The sequence below is a fragment of the Streptomyces sp. WAC04114 genome (assembly GCF_019733245.1).
In the GTDB taxonomy this organism is placed as follows: domain Bacteria; phylum Actinomycetota; class Actinomycetes; order Streptomycetales; family Streptomycetaceae; genus Streptomyces; species Streptomyces massasporeus_A.
On sequence record NZ_JAIGQA010000071.1, the window covers coordinates 16,639 to 34,806 of the forward strand.

Sequence of the window (18,168 nt, forward strand, 5' to 3'; positions counted from 1 at the left end):
TGAGCAACAAACAAAGGAACATTAGCATGAAGGTACGAATTTAAACGGAAGTAGTTGTTCCGTAGATCGATTACGGCCACCGCGAGGGGGGTTCGGAGGGCTGGCGCCGGACGGTGCCGTCGTCCGAATCACCCGTAATCGGATACTGTAAATATCGCTTCAGAGCCCGGCTGTGAGCGAGGAGGTCCGGCAGTCGGCTTTTCGAAGGCTTACTGATTTAATGCGCAAATACCTCACCCTCGGTTCGGAATCTCGGACAAGTTCACGCCGCGCTTGACAGTGCCCGCCTGCTCCCGTGCCGGGATGCGAGCAGCGCGACGAAACGCCCCGCCATGGCGTCCCGGGAACCCCGATCGCCGGCAGACCGGGCCGCGGCCCGGTCTGCCGGCGATCGGGAGGACGCGCCTACGGGGCCATCTCGTACGTGCCGGCCAGCGCCTCGACCCGCTCCCAGACCCGCTCCGTTCGTGCCTCGTCGACGACCGGCCGGCGGACCGATGCCAGTGCCCACTCCTGCTGCTGCTCGGTCGCCGAGTCCTTGCCGTGCAGTTCGACGGCGTGGCCGGAGAAGTCCCTTACGAGGACGGCGAAGAGTTCGTCGAGCACGTCCTCGTCGAGTCCGGTCAGGCCGGCCTGCTCCAGGACGAGCTGCCCGTGCACGACGAGCGCGAAGAGCTGGCCGATCGAGAGGACGAGGTCGAGGTCGCGGCTCTGCTCCGCGTCGGGGGCGGCCGTCGAGACGAACTCGCAGAGGGCGTCGGCCTGTTCGCGCAGGCGAGCGACGTTGGGCAGATGCGCGTACGCCTTGAAGGCCGGGCGCCAGTCGTGGAAGCGCACCGAGCCCAGGCCCCGGGCCGGTCCCTGCCGGAACAGGAAGTCGTCGTCGGCCGCGTCGAGACGGGTCGGCACACCCGGGTACTCGGCGGGATCGAGCAGGTGGTTGCGCATGAACTTCAGGATCAGCGCCAGGTTGACGTGGACCGTGCCCTCCAGCTTCGGCAGACCGCGGATCTCCACGGCCGCCTGGCTGAAGTAGTTGTCCTTCTCGAAGCCCTTGGCGGCGATGACGTCCCACATCAGGTCGATGACCTTCTCGCCCTCCGTGGTCACCTTCATCTTCGTCATCGGGTTGAAGAGCAGGTAGCGGCGGTCGTCCGGGCCGGCGGAGCGGAAGTAGTCGACGGCGCGGTCGCTGAACAGCTTCATGCCGACGAGCCTGACGTACGCGTCGGTCAGCTCGCGCCGCACGTGCGGGAAGGCGGTGACGGGGCGGCCGTACAGGACGCGGTTGTGGGCGTGGGTGACGGCCTCGTACATGGCGTGCTCGCAGATGCCGATCGAGGCGGTGCACAGGTTGAACTTGCCGACGTTGACCGTGTTGAGGGCGGCGTCGAAGGCGGCGCGGCCGGTGTGCAGGACGTCGTCGGACGTCACGGGGTAATCCTCCAGGCGGAACTCGCTGACGAACTTGGAGGAGTCGACGACGTTCTTGACCACGTGGTAGGCCGGATGACGGCTGTCGGCGGCGAAGAAGACGTAGCCGTCGGGGCCCTCGACGTCGGTACGGCGGCCGAAGACGGAGACGAGTCCGGCGGCGTTGCCGTTGCCGATGTAGTACTTGGAGCCGGTCGCGCGGAAGCCGCCGTCGCCGTCGGGCTCGAGCAGCATGTCGGTGGAGTAGATGTCGGCGCCGTGGGCCTTCTCGGACAGGCCGAACGCGAACACCTCGCCCTGCGCGAGGAGTTCCGCGGCGCGGGCGCGGACGGCGGCGTTGTCGCTCTGCCAGACCGGCCCGAGGCCGAGGATGGTGACCTGCCAGGCGTACCAGTAGTCCAGGCCGTAGAAGCCGAGGATCTCGTTGAGCGCGGCGATTCGGGCGGTGTCCCACCGCTTGTCCGGCTCTCCGTCCCCGGCACTGGACGATGGCGTCAGGAAGGTGGCGAACAGGCCCTCCTTCGCGGCGAACGCGAGGAAGTCACCGAGCCATGCGCGCGTCCGGTAGTCCTCGATCAGCTGCCGCTTCCCGCGCTCCTCGAACCAGTCGACGGTGGCACGCAGCAAGCGGCGTGTCTCGGCGTCGAAGTGCGCGGGGTCGTACGTGCGCGGGTTGAAGAGCAGGTGGTCAGCCATGAAGGACCTCTTTCGGCAGGTGGGCGGATGGGAATCGAGAGGATGGCGCCCGAGAGGCGGGGCAGTCGCGGCCGGTGCGATGGAGCGCGGTCAGCGGCCCGGGCCGAAGCGGGCCAGCGTGGCGAGCACGTCGTCCAGCCAGCCGATCATCATTCGCTCGTACGCGATGCCGCCGCGCAGGACGACGTGCTGGAGCTCCCGCTCCGCGTCCGGCGGCCCGTCCGGAGCGGCCGCGCCCGCTTCGGGCCCCGTGAAGTCCCGCTCCTCGCCCGCCAGATAGTGCGCCAGCCGGTCGTGGTGGGCCTGCCGGTGTCGCTCCACCTCGCGGATCAGAGCGGCCGGGTCGTCGAAGGCCGCGCCCCGGATCTTCACGGCCAGGTCGTGGCGGACGCTCTCCGGCTCGATCGGATCGTGCAGCCACGAGGACAGCGCGGCCCGGCCGAGGTCGGCGACGGAGTACTCCTTCTTGTCCGGCCGCCCTTGCTGCGGGACGTCCCGGGCTTCGACCCAGCCGTCGTTCTCCATGCGCTTCAGTACGCGATAGATCTGTTGGTGGGTCGCGGTCCAGAAGTAGCCGATGGACCGTTCGAAACGCCGGGCCAGCTCGTAGCCGGAGCCCGGCTTCTCCAGGAGCGACACCAGGATCGCGTGCTCGAGCGCCATGACGGCGATCGTGCTATGCAACTCGTTGCATAGCAAGTCTCACCCATGGCGATGCGACGTGACTCACTCACGCCCGCCGGACAGGGTGCTGTGGATGTCCGGGCCGGCGTCGATGCCGAGGCCGGCCTGAATCAGGGGTCGGCCACCTCGCCCTCCAGGGGCGTGTCCGCGTCGGCCGGACCCGGGGTGGTCTGCCGCAAGGGCTCCGGCAGAGCCTGTTCGGCCCAGATCACCTTGCCCTGCGGGGTGTACCGGGTGCCCCAGCGCTCGGCCATCTGCGACACCAGGAACAGACCCCGGCCTCCTTCGTCGGTCGTCGCGGCGTAGCGCAGATGCGGTGAAGTGCTGCTGCCGTCGGCCACCTCGCAGATCAGCGTGCGGTCGCGGATCAGCCGGACGTGGATCGGCCCGGCTCCGTAGCGGATGGCGTTGGTGATGAGCTCGCTCAGGATGAGTTCCATGGCGAAGCCGAACTCCGACAGTCCCCACGCCTCGAGCCGTTGCGACACTGCCTCGCGCATGCCGGAGACGGCGGCCGGATCCGGCGGTACGTCCCAGTCGGCCACCCGGTCGGGCGGCAGTTGCCGCGTGCGGGCGACGAGCAGGGCGACGTCGTCCTTGGGGCGACCGGGGAGCAGGTGGTCCAGCACGTCCTGGCAGGTCTCCTCGGGCGGCCGGCCGGGGTGGCCCGTCAGCGCATCGCGCAGCAGTTCCATCCCCACGTCCAGGTCGCGCCGGCGGTCCTCGATGAGGCCGTCGGTGTACAGGACGAGCTGAGTCCCCTCCGCGAGGCACAGCTCCGCGGTCTGGAACGGCATGCCGCCGAGGCCCAGCGGCGGACCGGCCGGCACGTCCGGGAAGGTGACGGACCCGTCGGGGTGGACCAGCGCGGGCACCAGATGCCCCGCACGCGCCACGACGTAGCGACGCGTCACGGGGTCGTAGATCCCGTACAGGCAGGTGGCGCCCACGACACCCGCGGCAGTCTCCGCCGTCTCGTTCTGGTCGATCTTCCCGACGAGGTCGTCCAGATGGCTCAGCAGCTCGTCGGGGGGCAGATCGAGCGCGGAGAAGTTGTGGACCGCGGTGCGCAGCCGTCCCATCGTGGCGGCGGCGTGCAGGCCGTGGCCGACCACATCGCCGACGGCCAGGGCCACCCGGCTCCCCGGCATGGGAATCACGTCGAACCAGTCCCCGCCCACGCCCGCCTGGGCGGGGAGGTAGCGGTAGGCGATGTCGAGGGCGTTCTGCTCGGGCATCGCCTGCGGCAGCAGGCTCTGCTGGAGGGTGACGGCCAAGGCGTGCTCGCGGGTGTAGCGGCGGGCGTTGTCGATGCTGATCGCGGCACGGGCCACCAGCTCCTCCGCCACCGACAGGTCCTCCTCGTTGAACGGCTCGTGCTGCCGCCCACGCCAGAAGCTGGCCATGCCCAGCACGACGCCACGGGCCTGGATCGGCGCGGTGATGAGCGAATGGATGCCGTAGTCGATGATCGCCTGGGCACGCTCCGGGTCCTGCAGCCGCCAGCCCGAGGCGGTCGCCAGATCGGTCACCAGCTGCGAGTGGCCGCTGCCGTAGCCGCGCGCCTGGGGAGTGGAGGGAACGTAGTCGAAGAGCCGGCCCTGTGCGGAGAGCGGGTGGTCCTCCCGGATGCCGCACACGGCCGCGCGTCGCATGTCCGTCGCCGTGGGGGCCGGCTCATCGCCGTGCAGGACGGTGTCGGCCAGGTCCACGGTGACGAAGTCCGCGAAGCGGGGGATGGGGACCCGTGCCAGCTCGGCGGCGGTGCGCAGCACGTCCAGGGTGGTACCGATGTGGAGCCCGGCGTCGTAGAGCAATCTGAGCCGCTCCCGTGCCACCTCGGCCCTGCCGGTCACCGCCTGCAGCTCGGTGGAGTCGCGCAGCGTCACCACGGTTCCCGTGGGGCCTCCCCGGTGCTCCGTGGGCCGCTGGTTGACCGCGAGCAGCCGCTCTCCCGCGAGGTGCACCTCGTCGGTGGCCTCGCGGCCGGAGGCGAGCAGCGCCCGTGTGTCGGGATCGAGGCCCGGCAGTTCCGACACGAGCCGTCCCTCCGCGTCCGGGGGCAGCTCCAGCAGCCGCCTGGCCTCGTCGTTCGCCAGCATGAGCCGCCCGTCGGCGGACACGATCAGGACCCCTTCCCGGACGGAGTGGAGCACCGTGTCGTGGTGTTCGTACATCAGGGTCATCTCGTCCGGGGCCAGGCTGTGCGTCTGCCGTCGCAGCCGCCTGCCCACCAGTGCCGTCACACCGGTGGACAACGCGAGCGCTCCTGCCCCGGCGCCCAGGATGATCGGCAGTTGCCGGTTCAACTGGCTTTCGACGTTCTTGACCTTCATCCCCGCCGAGACGAGGGCCACCACCTCGTCGCGGGCGTTCTCGATCGGTACCGTGGACTGCACTTCGCGCCCGAGCGGGCCGTCGACGCTCTCCACGAAGACCTTGCCCGCCAGCGACGGTCCGATCTCCCCCACGAACTGCTTTCCGATGCGGTCCGGCAGAGGGTGCGTGTACCGGATGCCGTTGGTGTCCATGACCACGATGAAGTCGACACCGGCGGCCCGGCGGGCCTCCTCGGTGAGCGGCTGGAGAATCTTGCTCGGGTCCGGGGTCCGCAAGGCCGCCAGAACGCCTGGTGAGTGCGCGAAGGTCTGCGCCACGGCTGTGGAGCGGCGCCTGGCCTCGGCGGCGGAGTCCCGATCCGACTGCAGGATGAGAGCGAACACGCCGCAGGCCACGAGCAGTACCACGAGAGCCACCTGGAAGATCAACACCTGCCCGGCCACGCTCCGCGTGGTCTTGCTGATCACGCGCTTGACCGAGAGGTGTCGAGGGCGGGCGAAGCGATTCGCCATGCGACCTTTCTAACACTGGTGATCCCGACCGGCCAGGCTCGGCATGATCCTCGCCGGTCTGCCTGGAGAGTCCGCGGGGGCCGGGTGGCCCTGCTGCGGGCCCCGGCTCCATAGGGCAGGGCCGTCCGCCGCAGAGCATGCGGCGCATGATTCTCTCCGCGCCCGCTGCCCGTTTTGGTAGATATCATGCCTTTGTGATCATGTCTGCACGGCTGAGGCGCCGTCGCCCCGCCTACAGCGGCCGATGGGATGCCGCCCGGCTGTCACCCGTGGTCCTGACCGTCGTCATCGCCGTGCTGGCGTTCTCCACGCCCCGGGAGATCGCCTTCAGCCGCCTGCTGCCCGCCGCGCCGGCGCTGGCAGCGGCGATGTGGCCGGTGATTCCGACGCTGCTGTTGGGGGCGTTCTGTCTGGTGCTGATGGCGGTCCTCAGCCTCTTCTACACCGATCTGGGAACGCAGTACACGGCGGCCGCCATCGTCGCCGTCACCCTGGCGGCCGCGTACGGGAGCCATGTCCGACTCCAGCGGGAGGAAGTGCTCTTCCAGCTCCGGCTCGTCGCCGACGCGGCCCAGAAGGTCCTGCTGCGCCCGCTGCCCCGCCGCATCGGCGACCTCGAGATCGAGTCGCTGTATCTGGCCGCCCAGGAGCAGGCGCGGATCGGCGGCGACTTCTATGAGGCGATCGATACACCGCACGGGGTCCGGCTGCTCATCGGCGACGTACGGGGCAAGGGCCTGTCCGCGGTGGGGGTGGCCTCGGCGGTGATCGGCAGCTTCAGGGAGGCGGCGTACGACGAGCCCGACCTGCGGGGCATCGTGCACCGCCTGGAGGCCACCGTCACGCGCCACAGCGCGGTGTTTCCCACCCAGGACCAGCCCGAGCACTTCGCCACCGCTCTCCTCGCCGAGATCCCGCCCGACGGCGACTACCTGCGCATTCTCAACTGCGGACATCCACCGCCGCTGATCGCCCACCGCGGGAAGGTCCGCGTGCTGGATCCCACCGTCCCCTCCCCGCCCCTCAACCTCGCAGAGCTCATCGGTGACCGCTACTGGGTCGACACGGTCGCCTTCGCCCCGGGCGACCGGCTGCTTCTCTACACGGACGGCGTATCGGAGGCCCGCGACCACGCCGGCCTGTTCTTCCCACTGCCGAACTGGATGCGGCGTCAGGGTCACGAGCAGCCCCGCGAACTGCTCGACCGGCTGCACCGGGACCTGCTGCTCCACAGCGGCGGAAGACGCGACGACGACATCGCGGTCCTCGCGCTGAGGCGCTTCGACGTGGGGGTTCGGGAGTCGTAGGCGTGGAGGCCGCGGTGCCGGCGGTCACCCGCCGGCCGCTCCAGCTGCCGTCCCGGGGAGCCTGCCGCCCAGCCCCGGGATCAGCACCGCCGCCACGGCCATGTGCATCAGGGCGAGGGAGACCCGGGTGCCGCCGTCCATGCCGCGCCGAGGAGGGGCAAGAAGGACACGGCCAGTACGGCGACCGCCACCCCGGTCCAGATGGCGGGGGCGCGCCCCGCTGCGAACCGCTCCGGGGCGGCGAGCAGCCTCCAGCCGGAGAGCGATGCGAACACTGCGACGACCGCCACGGGTACGGCACCGATGTCGAGCGTCTGCTCGCCGTCGGCGATCCGCAGCCGGTGCCCACACCCACCGGACCTCAGACACCGTGAAGGACCCGGAAACGCCCGGGCTCCGACGGATCTCGATCGACGACCTGGATCGGCGCACTGGCCCACTGCCACATACCGGTCTCCGGCGTGCGCGAGAAGCGAATGCCCCCACGGGTGCCCTCGACGGCGACGCGTGACCAGTCGACGGCCGGGCTCGCCCGGTCCACGCCGCCGGCACGCAGCGCGTCTGCCAGGGCCGCGACCGTGTCGTACCCCTCGAAGGCGACGAAGGAGGGCTCTTCCGTCAGCCGCTCGCGCAGGGCCGTCCCGACGCGGGCGCCGAGGGGGCCGAGCCGCTCGGGCAGGTAGCGGAGGAAGGGGACCCCGGCGCCCTCGTCGCCGAGCAGCGTCGCCCAGTCGGCGAACTCCGGCTGCCCGGCCGGAGCGCCGATCATGACCTCGGCGAGGCGGGGGTCCCGGCGGACCGACCACACGATCGGCACCGCCGGTTCCGGATGGCCGACCAGGAGAAGGAGGGCCGTCGCACGGTGGCCTGCCAGTTCGTCGCACAGGGCCGCGGGGGCGAGACCGCGCGCGTCGAGTTCGACGACGGTGCCGCCGCGTGGAGCGACGTACTCCCGCAGAATGCGGGCCCCGGCCGCCCAGTAGACACTCGGCTCGGCCGCCACGGCGATCCGGTCCCGGCCCGCGCCGAGGAGGAAGTCCGCGTAGACCCGCCAGCCGCGGGACTGCGGCGGGGACAGACGCGCGACCTGGTCAGTCGGCCGCTCCGTGAGCGCGTCGAGAACCGCTGACGAGCAGAGGTACGGCAGACCCAGCGCGTGCGCCCTGGCGGCAGCCGCGCGAGCGACCACGCTGTGATACTCGCCCGTCAGCGCCGCCACGCCCAGACCGGCCAGTTCCTCCACGGCCGCCTCGGCCCGCCGCGGATCGGCGGCGGTGTCCCGGACCACCAGCTCCAGAGGCCTCCCGGCGACCCCGCCGGCGTCGTTGACTTCGCTGACGGCCAACTCCATCCCGGCGAGCAGGTGTTGGCCCGCCTGGACCCACCCGGGCCGGGTCAGCGGAGCGAGAGCGCCGATCCGGACGGCTGCTCCGCCGGTCCGCTTCGCCGCGTACGCCGTCATGTCGTCTCGCCCGGGGGGACGCAGCTCTTCGACCATGCCGGTCATTGCATCCACGCCCGCCGCCGACAGGCAACCGGATATCCGTGCGCCGAGCCGTCGTCCTTCCTGGTCATGCGCCGTGTCCTGCGCATGTTCTTGATCGTTCCAAGTGGCGTGGAGACGAGCGCTGCTTGGGCCCGCGTCGCGGGCAGGACGATGGTGGCCGCCGTACTCACGGTGCTGCTGGCCGGGGGCTGTTCCGGGCCGTCGCAGCCGACGTTGCCGACGTCGGAGCAGGGGCGCAGCGAGCTGATCAAGGCGGCACAGCAGGTGCTGGTGGACCGGTGCATGACCGGCCGGGGCGCCGCGGGGCAGTCCGCCTCGCAGGAGGACGCGCTCTTCGGGACGGACCCGGCCGAACTGGAAGTCACCCTCGCCACCGGGTACACCGTCCGTACGCACACGGACGGTTGCCTGGCGCAGGCGCACCGCCACCTCTACGGCGACCAGGCCCGCTGGTTCCGTGCCGAGGCCACGGTCAACAACCTGTGCCCCGAAGCGCAGGCCCGCCTCGAGGACGACCCCCGGTACCGGGCAGCGCTCGCGCGCCGGGCCGCCTGTCCCGACAAGGACACCCGCTGTGCGCGGGAGAGCGGACTCGACGACGTGCGCGCCCGGTTGGAGCCGGCCCGGCTCGCCGAGGTCCGTGCCGCACACCGCGAGGACATCGCCACGTACGACCAGTTGCGCGACCGCGCACTGCACCGCGCGGCCCGGCTGCTCGCCGGGCGGCCGTCCCCCTCTCAGGAAGGTCCCGCCCCGTCATGACGAAAAGCAGGCTGTTCCACGCCTTCGCAGCGGTGTTCCTCCTCTTCACCGGCGCTCTCACCACCGCCGGCACGGCGAGTGCCGCCGACTGCCCGAGCGGTGAGTTCTGCGTCTGGGAGAACGCCGACTTCTCCGGTCAGCGCGCCAACTGGTCCGGCGATGACGGCTGGTGGGAGAGCTGGATCGCGGACGCAGACTCCTCCTGGGCCAACCACGGGATCTCCGGGCCCGGTATCAAGGACCACGTCAAGGTCTACTCCGGCGCCGGTCAGGGCGGGCAGATGACGATCTGCCTCACCCCCGGCCAGGAGGTCAACTACAACGGAGTCGCCAACGACCGGGGTGACTCCCACACCTGGGCCATGAGCTGCTGACACTGGTACGCGCCCGAAGCCCCTGCCCGACGCTCGTCCGGCAGGGGCTTCGGCTGCTTCGAGGGTCGCGTCGCCGCAGACGAGGTCCTGGACACCGCCATGTACGCCGAGGCGAAGCGGCTGCCCTCCGGAACGGGCTGTCAGGGCCTGCCGGCGATGTCGACCCCGGCCCGGATCTGCCCGCGTCCACTCGCTGAAACCGATGGAGCGGGCCTTCCCCTGCTCCACGGCCTTGAGGAACGCCTCGCCGCTAAGGGGCGACGGGCTTCCTGATGACCCTGTCGGTCTCGTCCTGGACGAGCAGGGAGAGCAGGGCGGCCACGGAGAGGCCGGCCTCGGCCGGGTGGCGCAGCACCTTGTCCGGCTCGATGCGGTAGGTGTTCGTGCGCCCGTCCCGGGTGTGGGAGAGGTAACCGTCCTGCTCCAGGTCCGAGATGATCCGCGAGACGGCCCGTTCCGTGAGTCGGCAACGGGCGGCGATGTCACGGATGCGCGCGTTCGGGTTGTCGGCGATCGCTGCCAGTACGCGCGCGTGGCTGGTGATGAACGTCCATCCGGTGTGGGACTCGGGCACTCCTACCATGCGCAGCATTTTAGGGGGCACCATTGCCGGAACGTAGATACGTGACATACTTTTCATGCAACTGATGACGTGCTCCCGTCGGGGAGTGTCCGGAGAAGGAGCCCGAACGTGCCCTGGGACGAGGCCGGTGTGCCGGCGCTGACGCGTGACACCCGTGCCGGGCTGCTGCCCCAGCAGGCCGCCACGCATGGCCCCGAAGGGGCCGCGGTGCTGCAGTACGAATGGCTCGGGTCCTGGGTCGTCGTCGCTCGCGGCTCCTACGACATGGACTCGATCGCGCCATTGTCGGAAGCCCTGGGGGTCGCGATCAGGAAGTGTCCGAAGGTCATCCTGGACGCCTCCGGCATCACCTTCGCCGACTCGACGCTGCTCAATCTGCTGATCCTCACCCACCAGTCGGGCACCCTGCGCGTGGTCGCGCCGTCCCCTCAGCTCCAGCGGCTCTGCGAGATCACCGGAGTCGACGGCGTCCTGGAGACGAGGACCTCGGTGGACGAAGCCGCCGTCTCCTGAGCCGCCCTTCGCGGGGCGGGTTCGGAGAAGGGGCTTCCGCGTCGGAGCGGGGCGGTGTCCCGGCCTGTCGGAACGGCCGGTGACGTGGCACCCGGTGTTCGGCCGGGGAGGACGGCTCCTGCTTTGTTCAGGGCCTGAAACGTGGGTTAACCTGCGGCGTATTTCCACACAGGATTCACATCTGTGAGCGTGGAAACACATGCACGACAACCGGGCCGCGCATCGGCCCGGGGGGTTCCGAGTCCTCGGCCTTCGAGGGCTCTTGGGGAGCGGAACGAGGGTGCCATGACCAGCGACAGCACTGGGGTCGTCGATGCGGTGCCGGGCGACCAGGAGTTGCGGCGGCTGCTGGCCGGCCTGACCGCCGTACGCGACGGGGACTTCGGTACCCGGCTGCCGGACGACGCCGACGGCCTCATGGGCGACATCGCCACGGTCTTCAACGGCATGGTCGACCAGCTCTCCGTGTTCACCTCCGAGGTCACCCGGGTGGCCCGCGAGGTCGGTACCGAGGGCACGCTCGGCGGGCAGGCGGAGGTGCCGGGCGTCTCGGGCACCTGGGCCGACCTGACCGACTCGGTCAACGCCATGGCGGGCAACCTGACCACCCAGGTCCGCGACATCGCCCAGGTGGCCACGGCGGTGGCCAAGGGCGACCTCTCGCAGAAGATCGACGTGCCCGCCCGCGGCGAGATCCTCCAGCTGAAGGAGACCGTCAACACGATGGTCGACCAGCTGTCCGCGTTCGCCGACGAGGTCACGCGTGTCGCCCGCGAGGTCGGCAGCGAGGGACGGCTCGGCGGCCAGGCGCAGGTGCCCGGCGTGGCCGGCGTCTGGCGCGATCTGACCGACTCCGTGAACCACATGGCGGGCAACCTCACCAGCCAGGTCCGCTCCATCGCCCAGGTGACCACGGCGGTCGCGGAGGGCGACCTGTCGCAGAAGATCACCGTGGACGCGCGGGGCGAGATCCTGGAGCTGAAGAGCACCATCAACACGATGGTCGACCAGCTCTCGGCATTCGCCGACGAGGTCACCCGAGTCGCCCGCGAGGTCGGCACCGAGGGACGCCTCGGCGGCCAGGCCGACGTCAAGGGCGTCAAGGGCACCTGGCGCGACCTCACCGACTCCGTGAACTTCATGGCCGGCAACCTCACCGGCCAGGTCCGCAACATCGCGCTGGTGGCCACGGCGGTCGCCAAGGGCGACCTGTCGCAGAAGATCACCGTGGACGCGCGGGGCGAGATCCTGGAGCTGAAGAGCACCATCAACACGATGGTCGACCAGCTCTCCGCGTTCGCCGACGAGGTCACCCGAGTCGCCCGCGAGGTCGGCACCGAGGGGCGCCTGGGCGGACAGGCCCAGGTGCGCGGGGTGTCGGGCACCTGGAAGGACCTCACCGACAACGTCAACGTGATGGCGTCCAACCTCACCGGCCAGGTCCGCTCCATCGCCCAGGTCGCCACCGCCGTGGCGCGCGGCGACCTGTCGCAGCGGATCACCGTCGAGGCCGCCGGCGAGGTCGCCGCGCTGGCCGAGGTCATCAACACGATGGTCGACACGCTGTCCGCGTTCGCCGACGAGGTCACCCGAGTCGCCCGCGAGGTCGGCACCGAAGGACGTCTCGGCGGCCAGGCGCACGTGCCGAACGTCGCCGGCACCTGGAAGGACCTCACCGACAACGTCAACTCCATGGCCAACAACCTCACCGGCCAGGTGCGCAACATCGCGCTGGTGACGACCGCGGTGGCCAGGGGCGACCTGTCGAAGAAGATCGACGTGGACGCCCGCGGCGAGATCCTCGAACTCAAGACGACGATCAACACGATGGTCGACCAGCTGTCCGCGTTCGCCGACGAGGTCACCCGAGTCGCCCGCGAGGTCGGCACCGAGGGGCGCCTCGGCGGGCAGGCCGAGGTCGAGGGCGTCTCCGGCACCTGGAAGCGCCTGACGGAGAACGTCAACGAACTGGCGGGCAACCTGACCCGTCAGGTGAGGGCCATCGCCGAGGTCACCAGTGCCGTCGCCGAGGGCGACCTGACCCGGTCGATCAACGTGGAGGCGTCCGGCGAGGTCGCCGAGCTGAAGGACAACATCAACTCGATGGTGGAGTCCCTGCGCGAGACCACCCGGGCCAACCAGGAGCAGGACTGGCTCAAGACGAACCTGGCCCGGATCTCGAGCCTGATGCAGGGCCACCGCGACCTGCCCGTGGTCGCCGAGCTGATCATGGACGAGCTCGTCCCGCTGGTGTCGGCCCAGTACGGGGCCTTCTACCTCGCCGAGGACGGCGACGAGGGGCCCGAACTGCGGCTCGTCGGCTCCTACGGTTACCCCGAGGAGAGCAGCCGTCCCTCCCGCATCGCTTTCGGCCGGACGCTGGTCGGCCAGGCCGCGCGCAGCCGGCGCACCATCGTCGTGGAAGACCTGCCGGACGGCTACGTGACCATCTCCTCGGGCCTCGGCCAGGTGGTGCCGACCGCGCTGGTGCTGCTGCCCATCGCCGTCGAGGGCCAGGTCCTCGGCGTCATCGAGCTGGCGTCGGTCACGCCCTTCACCCAGACCCACCGGGACTTCCTCGCCCAGCTGATGGAGACCATCGGCGTCAACGTCAACACCATCGTGGCCAACGCCCGCACCGACGAGCTGCTGGTCGAGTCCCAGCGCCTCACGGTCGAACTCCAGGCCCGCTCCACGGAGTTGCAGGTACAGCAGGAGGAACTGCAGCGCTCCAACGCGGAACTGGAGGAGAAGGCCTCGCTGCTGGTGGCGCAGAACCGGGACATCGAGGCGAAGAACCTGCAGATCGAGCAGGCCCGCCAGGAACTGGAGACCCGCGCCCAGCAGCTCTCGCTGGCCTCGAAGTACAAGTCGGAGTTCCTGGCCAACATGAGCCACGAACTGCGCACCCCGCTCAACAGCCTGCTCATCCTGGCCCAGTTGCTCGCACAGAACCCCTCGCGCAACCTCACGCCCAAGCAGGTCGAGTACGCGCAGATCATCCACTCCGCAGGTTCCGATCTGCTCCAGCTGATCAACGACATCCTCGACCTGTCGAAGGTCGAGGCCGGAAAGATGGACGTCACGCCCGAGCGGGTGACACTGCGGCAGCTCATCGAGTACGTCGAGGCCACCTTCCGGCCCATGACGACACAGAAGAGCCTGGACTTCACGGTGACCACCGCCCCGGGCGCGCCCGCGGACGTGCTCACCGACGACTCCCGGCTGCGCCAGGTGCTGCGCAACCTCCTGTCGAACGCCGTGAAGTTCACCGAGCAGGGCGGTGTGGAGCTGAGCATCGAGCCCGCGTCGGACGAAGAGGTGCCCGCGGGCGTGGTCCGGGGCGCCGCCGTGGTGGCCTTCCGCGTCAAGGACACCGGCATCGGCATTCCCGAGCAGCACCTGGAGACGATCTTCGGCGCGTTCCAGCAGGCGGACGGCACGACGAGCCGCAAGTACGGCGGAACGGGCCTCGGCCTGTCCATCACCCGCGAGATCGCCCAACTGCTCGGCGGCGCCGTGTCGGTGCACAGCACACCCGGCCAGGGCAGCACGTTCACGCTCTTCCTGCCCGTGGCCCGCCCCGACTTCGAGGAACTGCTCAGCCACGGCAGGCCCCTGGAGCGGGCCTCGGCCGAACCCGTGCCGCAGGGGCTGGCCGGTTCGGTGCCGGTGCCCCAGATCGGACCCGGCCCCCGGCCCCGGCGCCTGCTCGTCGTCGAGGAGCGCTCGCGCGGTCTGCTGACCCTCGTCGCGGAAAGCGTGGTCGCCGACCTGACGCACGGCCGCGCCGACGGCGCTCAGCGGCCCGCGGTCGACATCATCACCGCCGTCGGCGCACACGAGGCGGCCGGTGCCCTCGCGTCCGAGCCGTGCCACTGCGTCGTCCTGGAACTGGGCATGCCTGACGACGAGGCGTCCCGCTTCCTCCAGGCCCTGGAAGGCGACTCGGCACTGACGAGCGTGCCGGTGCTGGTGCACAGCAGCCACCCCGGGGACGTCCCCATGAACGAGACGCTGCGCTCCCGATCCGAGGGCGGCGCACTGGAGTTGCTGTCCAGCCTCGACGAACTTCGCGAGCGCATCGCCCTGCACCTGTCCGCCGAGGAACCCGGGGACGTGCTCTCCCTGGTGCGGACCGAAGGGCCGCAGCACATGGCGCCGCCCTCCGTCGACGACGCGACGGCGGGCCGTACCGTCCTCGTCGTCGACGACGACGCGCGCAACCTCTTCGCGCTGAGCGGGATCCTGGAGATGCATGGCTTCCGTGTCCTGCACGCGGAGAACGGGCGCAGAGGTATCGAGACTCTGATGAACAACCCGGACGTCGCCATCGTGCTGATGGATGTGATGATGCCCGAGATGGACGGCTACACCGCGACGGCCGAGATCCGCCGGATGCCGCAGTACGCCGATCTGCCCATCATCGCCGTCACGGCGAAGGCGATGCCGGGCGACCGGGACAAGAGCCTCGCCTCGGGTGCCAGCGACTACGTCACCAAGCCCGTCGACACGCGCGACCTCATGGCCTGCGTCCGCCGCTGGCTGCCAGCATGAGCACACCGGCGTCCGGCCCCCGCACCGGCGGGCCGGGCGCCCCGCAGCCGTCGTCGTCCCGCGCCCCAGGGCACTCCAGCCGAGGAGCCTCCACATCGTGAGCATGTCCGAGCAGCCACGCGAACCGGGCCGCGTCGGTGAGCCGAAGCACGGCTCGGCCGCCGGCCCGGAGTCCGCTCCGCCGTCCGACGCGTTGTCCCTGAGCGCCGAGGGGGAGCCGAAGGCCTCCGATGAGGACGATCCGGCTTCCGAGGAGCCGTCGGAGTCCCCGGACGCCCCGCCCGCCGACCTCGAGAACCTCTCCACCGCGTCCCCGGTGGGCCGGCTCGCCGCCACCGTGGAGCGGCTCAGCCGGGAGGTGCGGGCCGCCCAGGCCGAGGCCGAGGGGCGTGCCCTGATCGAGCTAGCCAAGGGTGTCCTGGTCGAGCGGCTGAAGTGCGGACCGGCCCAGGCCGCCCGGCAGCTCGCCCAGTTGGCCGAGCAGGCCCAGGTCACCCCCCTGGAACTCGCCGTCGATGTCATCAACCAGGCCGCCCGGGACCGGATGTCCGAGGTCACGGACGCCTTCCTCGCCGCCACCCGGGCCACCGACGAGGCCGAGACCGAATCGGCCGCCGTACGCCTGCGCGCGGCGGAGAGCGGCGTCCTGGCCGCGGACGACGCCCAGGCCGTCGCCGACGCCCTGCTGGAGCAGGCGCTGCGCCCCCTCGGCGCGGTGGCCGTGGCCATATGGGCTGCGGGCGCCGACGGTTCGCTCACCCTGGCGGGCAGCGCCGGTTTCTCACCGGCCGAAGCCGCGCGCTGGCGTTACGTCCCGCCGGACGTGGTGACCGTGGCGCGGCGGGGCCTGACCGAGCGCGAGGGGCACTGGATCACCACCCTCGGCGTGACCGGGCTGCCCACCATCGGACTGCACCACCACCCGGACGGCGGCCGGGTCGCCCTGCCCGCCGGCACCGGAGGCCGCATCCACGGCGTGCTGGAGATCGCCTGGCCGGAGCCGCTCGCCCCGCAGCCCCCGCAGATCGTCCGCCAGGTGGAGGCGCTGGCCGAACTGTGCGCCCACACGCTGGAGATGCACACCCCGCCCCAGGGGGCGGCCCAGGAGCCGCGCGTCCTGCCGGACGCCGCCGAGCTGATGGACCTGGCCGACGGACTGCACGACCCCGCCCTCGTCCTCGTGCCGCACCTCGACGGCGACGGGCACCTGGTCGACTTCCGCATCCAGCACGTGAACGGCCGGTTCCTCGACCCGGCGGGCAGGCCGCGGGCGGTCGTGAACGGCGCCCTGCTCCTGGAGGCCTATCCCATGGCCGCGGGGGACAGCGAGCTGTTCCAGCGCGTCGAGCGGGTCTACGCCACCGGGGAGCCCTTCCGGGCCCGCCGGATGAACCTCACCGCCCTCGTCGACCAGGTGCCCCTCTCGGCGGTCGCGGACATCAGCATCAGCCGCCACGGCATGTCCGTCCTCCTCATCTGGCGCATCGAGGACGAGATGGCGCGCCTGGCCAGCCTGCTCCAGCACGCCCAACGGCTCGGCCGCATCGGCGGATTCGAGGAGAACGTGCTCACCGGTGAGATCACCTGGAACGGGCAGCTCTTCGACCTCTACGGACGCCCGCAGACGAGCACCCCGGTGCCCTTGGAGCAGCTGCCAGCCCATGCCCACCCGGACGACGGCGTCTCCATCCGCCGTTTCCTGCGCACGCTGCTGCACCACCAGCGGCCGGCTGCCGCCGCCTTCCGGCTCCAGCGGCCCGACGGGGTGACCCGGCACATCCGGATCGTCGCCGAACCGGTCCTGGACACCGACGACCGGCTGCTCCTGGTCCGCGGCGCCTGCCAGGACATCTCGGCCCAGCACTGGACCGAGGTGGCGCTCGCGGCGACCCGCGACCAGCTGGCGCACACCGAGCAGCAGGCGACCGAACGCAACCGGCTGACCCTGCAGTTGCAGCACGCCATCATGCCCCCCACGCAGGCGCCGTTGCAGGTCGCCGGCCTCCAGGTCGCCGTCCGCTACCGGCCCGCGGAGACCGAGCAGTTGGTGGGCGGCGACTGGTACGACGCCGTCGTCCTGCCGTCCCGCAAGGTGCTGCTGTGCGTCGGGGACGTGGCCGGGCACGGCATCGAGGCCGCCACCAGCATGGTCGTCCTGCGCAACGCGCTGCGCGGCCTGGCAGTGACCGGCGCCGGACCGGGCCAGCTGCTGTCCTGGCTCAACATCGTGGCGCACCACCTGACCGGCGCCGTCACCGCGACCGCGGTGTGCGGACTGTACGACCCGGCCACGCGGACGCTGCGCTGGGCCCGGGCCGGACACCTCCCGCCCGTCCTCGTCCGGGACAGCGAAGCGGCCCCCCTGCCCCTGGTCAAGGGCCTGCTGCTGGGGGCCGTCCCCGAGGTCGTGTACGAGGAGACCGAGCTCCAACTGGCACCCGAGGACACCCTGTTGATGTACACGGACGGCCTGGTCGAGCGCCGGGACCGGCCCGTGGAGGAGTCCCTGACCCACCTCCTGACCACCGCCCGTACGGCACCCAGCACGCTCGACCAGCAGCTGGACCGCCTCCTGACCTACAGCAAGTCGGACACGGACGACGACACGTGCATCGTGGGCATCCGGGTCGGGTGACGCAACCGCTCGAAGGCGTCCGCCGCCGCGTTGAACGCGGCGTCGGGGAAGGGCCGCTGCTGGTCCATGAAACCGATGCCTCCGGGGTCGGCGGTCGTGTCGTTCGACCGGACGTCCCCCGGAGCGCCGGCATAGCTCCTAGTACTGCAACGGTGCTTGCCGTGACTGCTGGCCAGGTCGGTCGTTGGTGTGGTTATGGGTGGGGACCTTGCTGATGTCAGGTTGTGGGCGGGGGAACTGGGCGCTCTGCATGAGCGGTTCGTG

12 protein-coding genes are annotated in these 18,168 nt (G+C 70.8%); 6 read left to right on the forward strand and 6 right to left on the reverse strand.

What is annotated here, in order from left to right:
- Positions 1 to 405: 405 nt before the first annotated feature.
- The 3 genes from K4G64_RS19800 to K4G64_RS19810 all read right to left on the reverse strand — a co-directional run bounded on the left by K4G64_RS19800 (position 406) and on the right by K4G64_RS19810 (position 5,666).
- A complete protein-coding gene (locus tag K4G64_RS19800) occupies positions 406 to 2,130 on the reverse strand; it encodes an acyl-CoA dehydrogenase family protein (protein WP_221757352.1) in 1,725 nt (574 codons plus the stop codon).
- Positions 2,131 to 2,220: 90 nt separating this feature from the next.
- Positions 2,221 to 2,793: a PadR family transcriptional regulator gene (locus K4G64_RS19805; RefSeq protein ID WP_221757353.1), complete on the reverse strand. Its 573-nt coding sequence runs from the start codon at positions 2,791 to 2,793 to the stop codon at positions 2,221 to 2,223.
- A gap of 131 nt (positions 2,794 to 2,924) precedes the next feature.
- Positions 2,925 to 5,666 (reverse strand): SpoIIE family protein phosphatase, encoded by a 2,742-nt coding sequence (locus tag K4G64_RS19810; RefSeq protein ID WP_221757354.1) that lies wholly within the window; start codon positions 5,664 to 5,666, stop codon positions 2,925 to 2,927.
- A 200-nt stretch (positions 5,667 to 5,866) separates the two neighbouring features.
- Between K4G64_RS19810 and K4G64_RS19815 the strand changes: the two genes are divergently transcribed.
- Entirely contained in the window at positions 5,867 to 6,973 is a 1,107-nt protein-coding gene (locus K4G64_RS19815; RefSeq protein ID WP_221757355.1) for a PP2C family protein-serine/threonine phosphatase, read from the forward strand.
- A 107-nt stretch (positions 6,974 to 7,080) separates the two neighbouring features.
- Here K4G64_RS19815 and K4G64_RS19820 read toward each other — a convergent pair whose 3' ends face one another.
- Together K4G64_RS19820 and K4G64_RS19825 are read right to left on the reverse strand one after the other, a co-directional pair.
- Positions 7,081 to 7,263, reverse strand: coding sequence for a DUF6069 family protein (locus tag K4G64_RS19820; protein WP_308122429.1), 183 nt, complete (start codon positions 7,261 to 7,263; stop codon positions 7,081 to 7,083).
- A 71-nt stretch (positions 7,264 to 7,334) separates the two neighbouring features.
- Positions 7,335 to 8,435 carry an ABC transporter substrate-binding protein gene (locus K4G64_RS19825; RefSeq protein WP_260460690.1) on the reverse strand — a complete coding sequence of 367 codons (1,101 nt, stop codon included), beginning with the start codon at positions 8,433 to 8,435 and terminating at the stop codon, positions 7,335 to 7,337.
- Between the two features lie 153 nt (positions 8,436 to 8,588).
- On the opposite strand from K4G64_RS19825, the gene K4G64_RS19830 reads away from it, so the two are divergent.
- Complete coding sequence (locus tag K4G64_RS19830; RefSeq protein WP_308122430.1) at positions 8,589 to 9,242, forward strand: hypothetical protein; 654 nt, start codon at positions 8,589 to 8,591, stop codon at positions 9,240 to 9,242.
- Positions 9,239 to 9,616, forward strand: coding sequence for a peptidase inhibitor family I36 protein (locus tag K4G64_RS19835; RefSeq protein ID WP_221757357.1), 378 nt, complete (start codon positions 9,239 to 9,241; stop codon positions 9,614 to 9,616). The genes K4G64_RS19830 and K4G64_RS19835 overlap by 4 nt, the downstream gene beginning before the upstream one ends.
- A 250-nt stretch (positions 9,617 to 9,866) precedes the next feature.
- Here K4G64_RS19835 and K4G64_RS19840 read toward each other — a convergent pair whose 3' ends face one another.
- Positions 9,867 to 10,199: a helix-turn-helix domain-containing protein gene (locus K4G64_RS19840; RefSeq protein WP_221757363.1), complete on the reverse strand. Its 333-nt coding sequence runs from the start codon at positions 10,197 to 10,199 to the stop codon at positions 9,867 to 9,869.
- Between the two features lie 108 nt (positions 10,200 to 10,307).
- Between K4G64_RS19840 and K4G64_RS19845 the strand changes: the two genes are divergently transcribed.
- The 3 genes from K4G64_RS19845 to K4G64_RS19855 all read left to right on the forward strand — a co-directional run bounded on the left by K4G64_RS19845 (position 10,308) and on the right by K4G64_RS19855 (position 17,904).
- Positions 10,308 to 10,712, forward strand: coding sequence for an STAS domain-containing protein (locus K4G64_RS19845; RefSeq protein ID WP_374206430.1), 405 nt, complete (start codon positions 10,308 to 10,310; stop codon positions 10,710 to 10,712).
- Positions 10,713 to 10,997: 285 nt separating this feature from the next.
- Positions 10,998 to 15,269 (forward strand): HAMP domain-containing protein, encoded by a 4,272-nt coding sequence (locus K4G64_RS19850; protein WP_221757358.1) that lies wholly within the window; start codon positions 10,998 to 11,000, stop codon positions 15,267 to 15,269.
- Between the two features lie 97 nt (positions 15,270 to 15,366).
- Positions 15,367 to 17,904 carry a SpoIIE family protein phosphatase gene (locus tag K4G64_RS19855; protein ID WP_308122431.1) on the forward strand — a complete coding sequence of 846 codons (2,538 nt, stop codon included), beginning with the start codon at positions 15,367 to 15,369 and terminating at the stop codon, positions 17,902 to 17,904.
- The last annotated feature ends 264 nt before the right edge of the window (positions 17,905 to 18,168 follow it).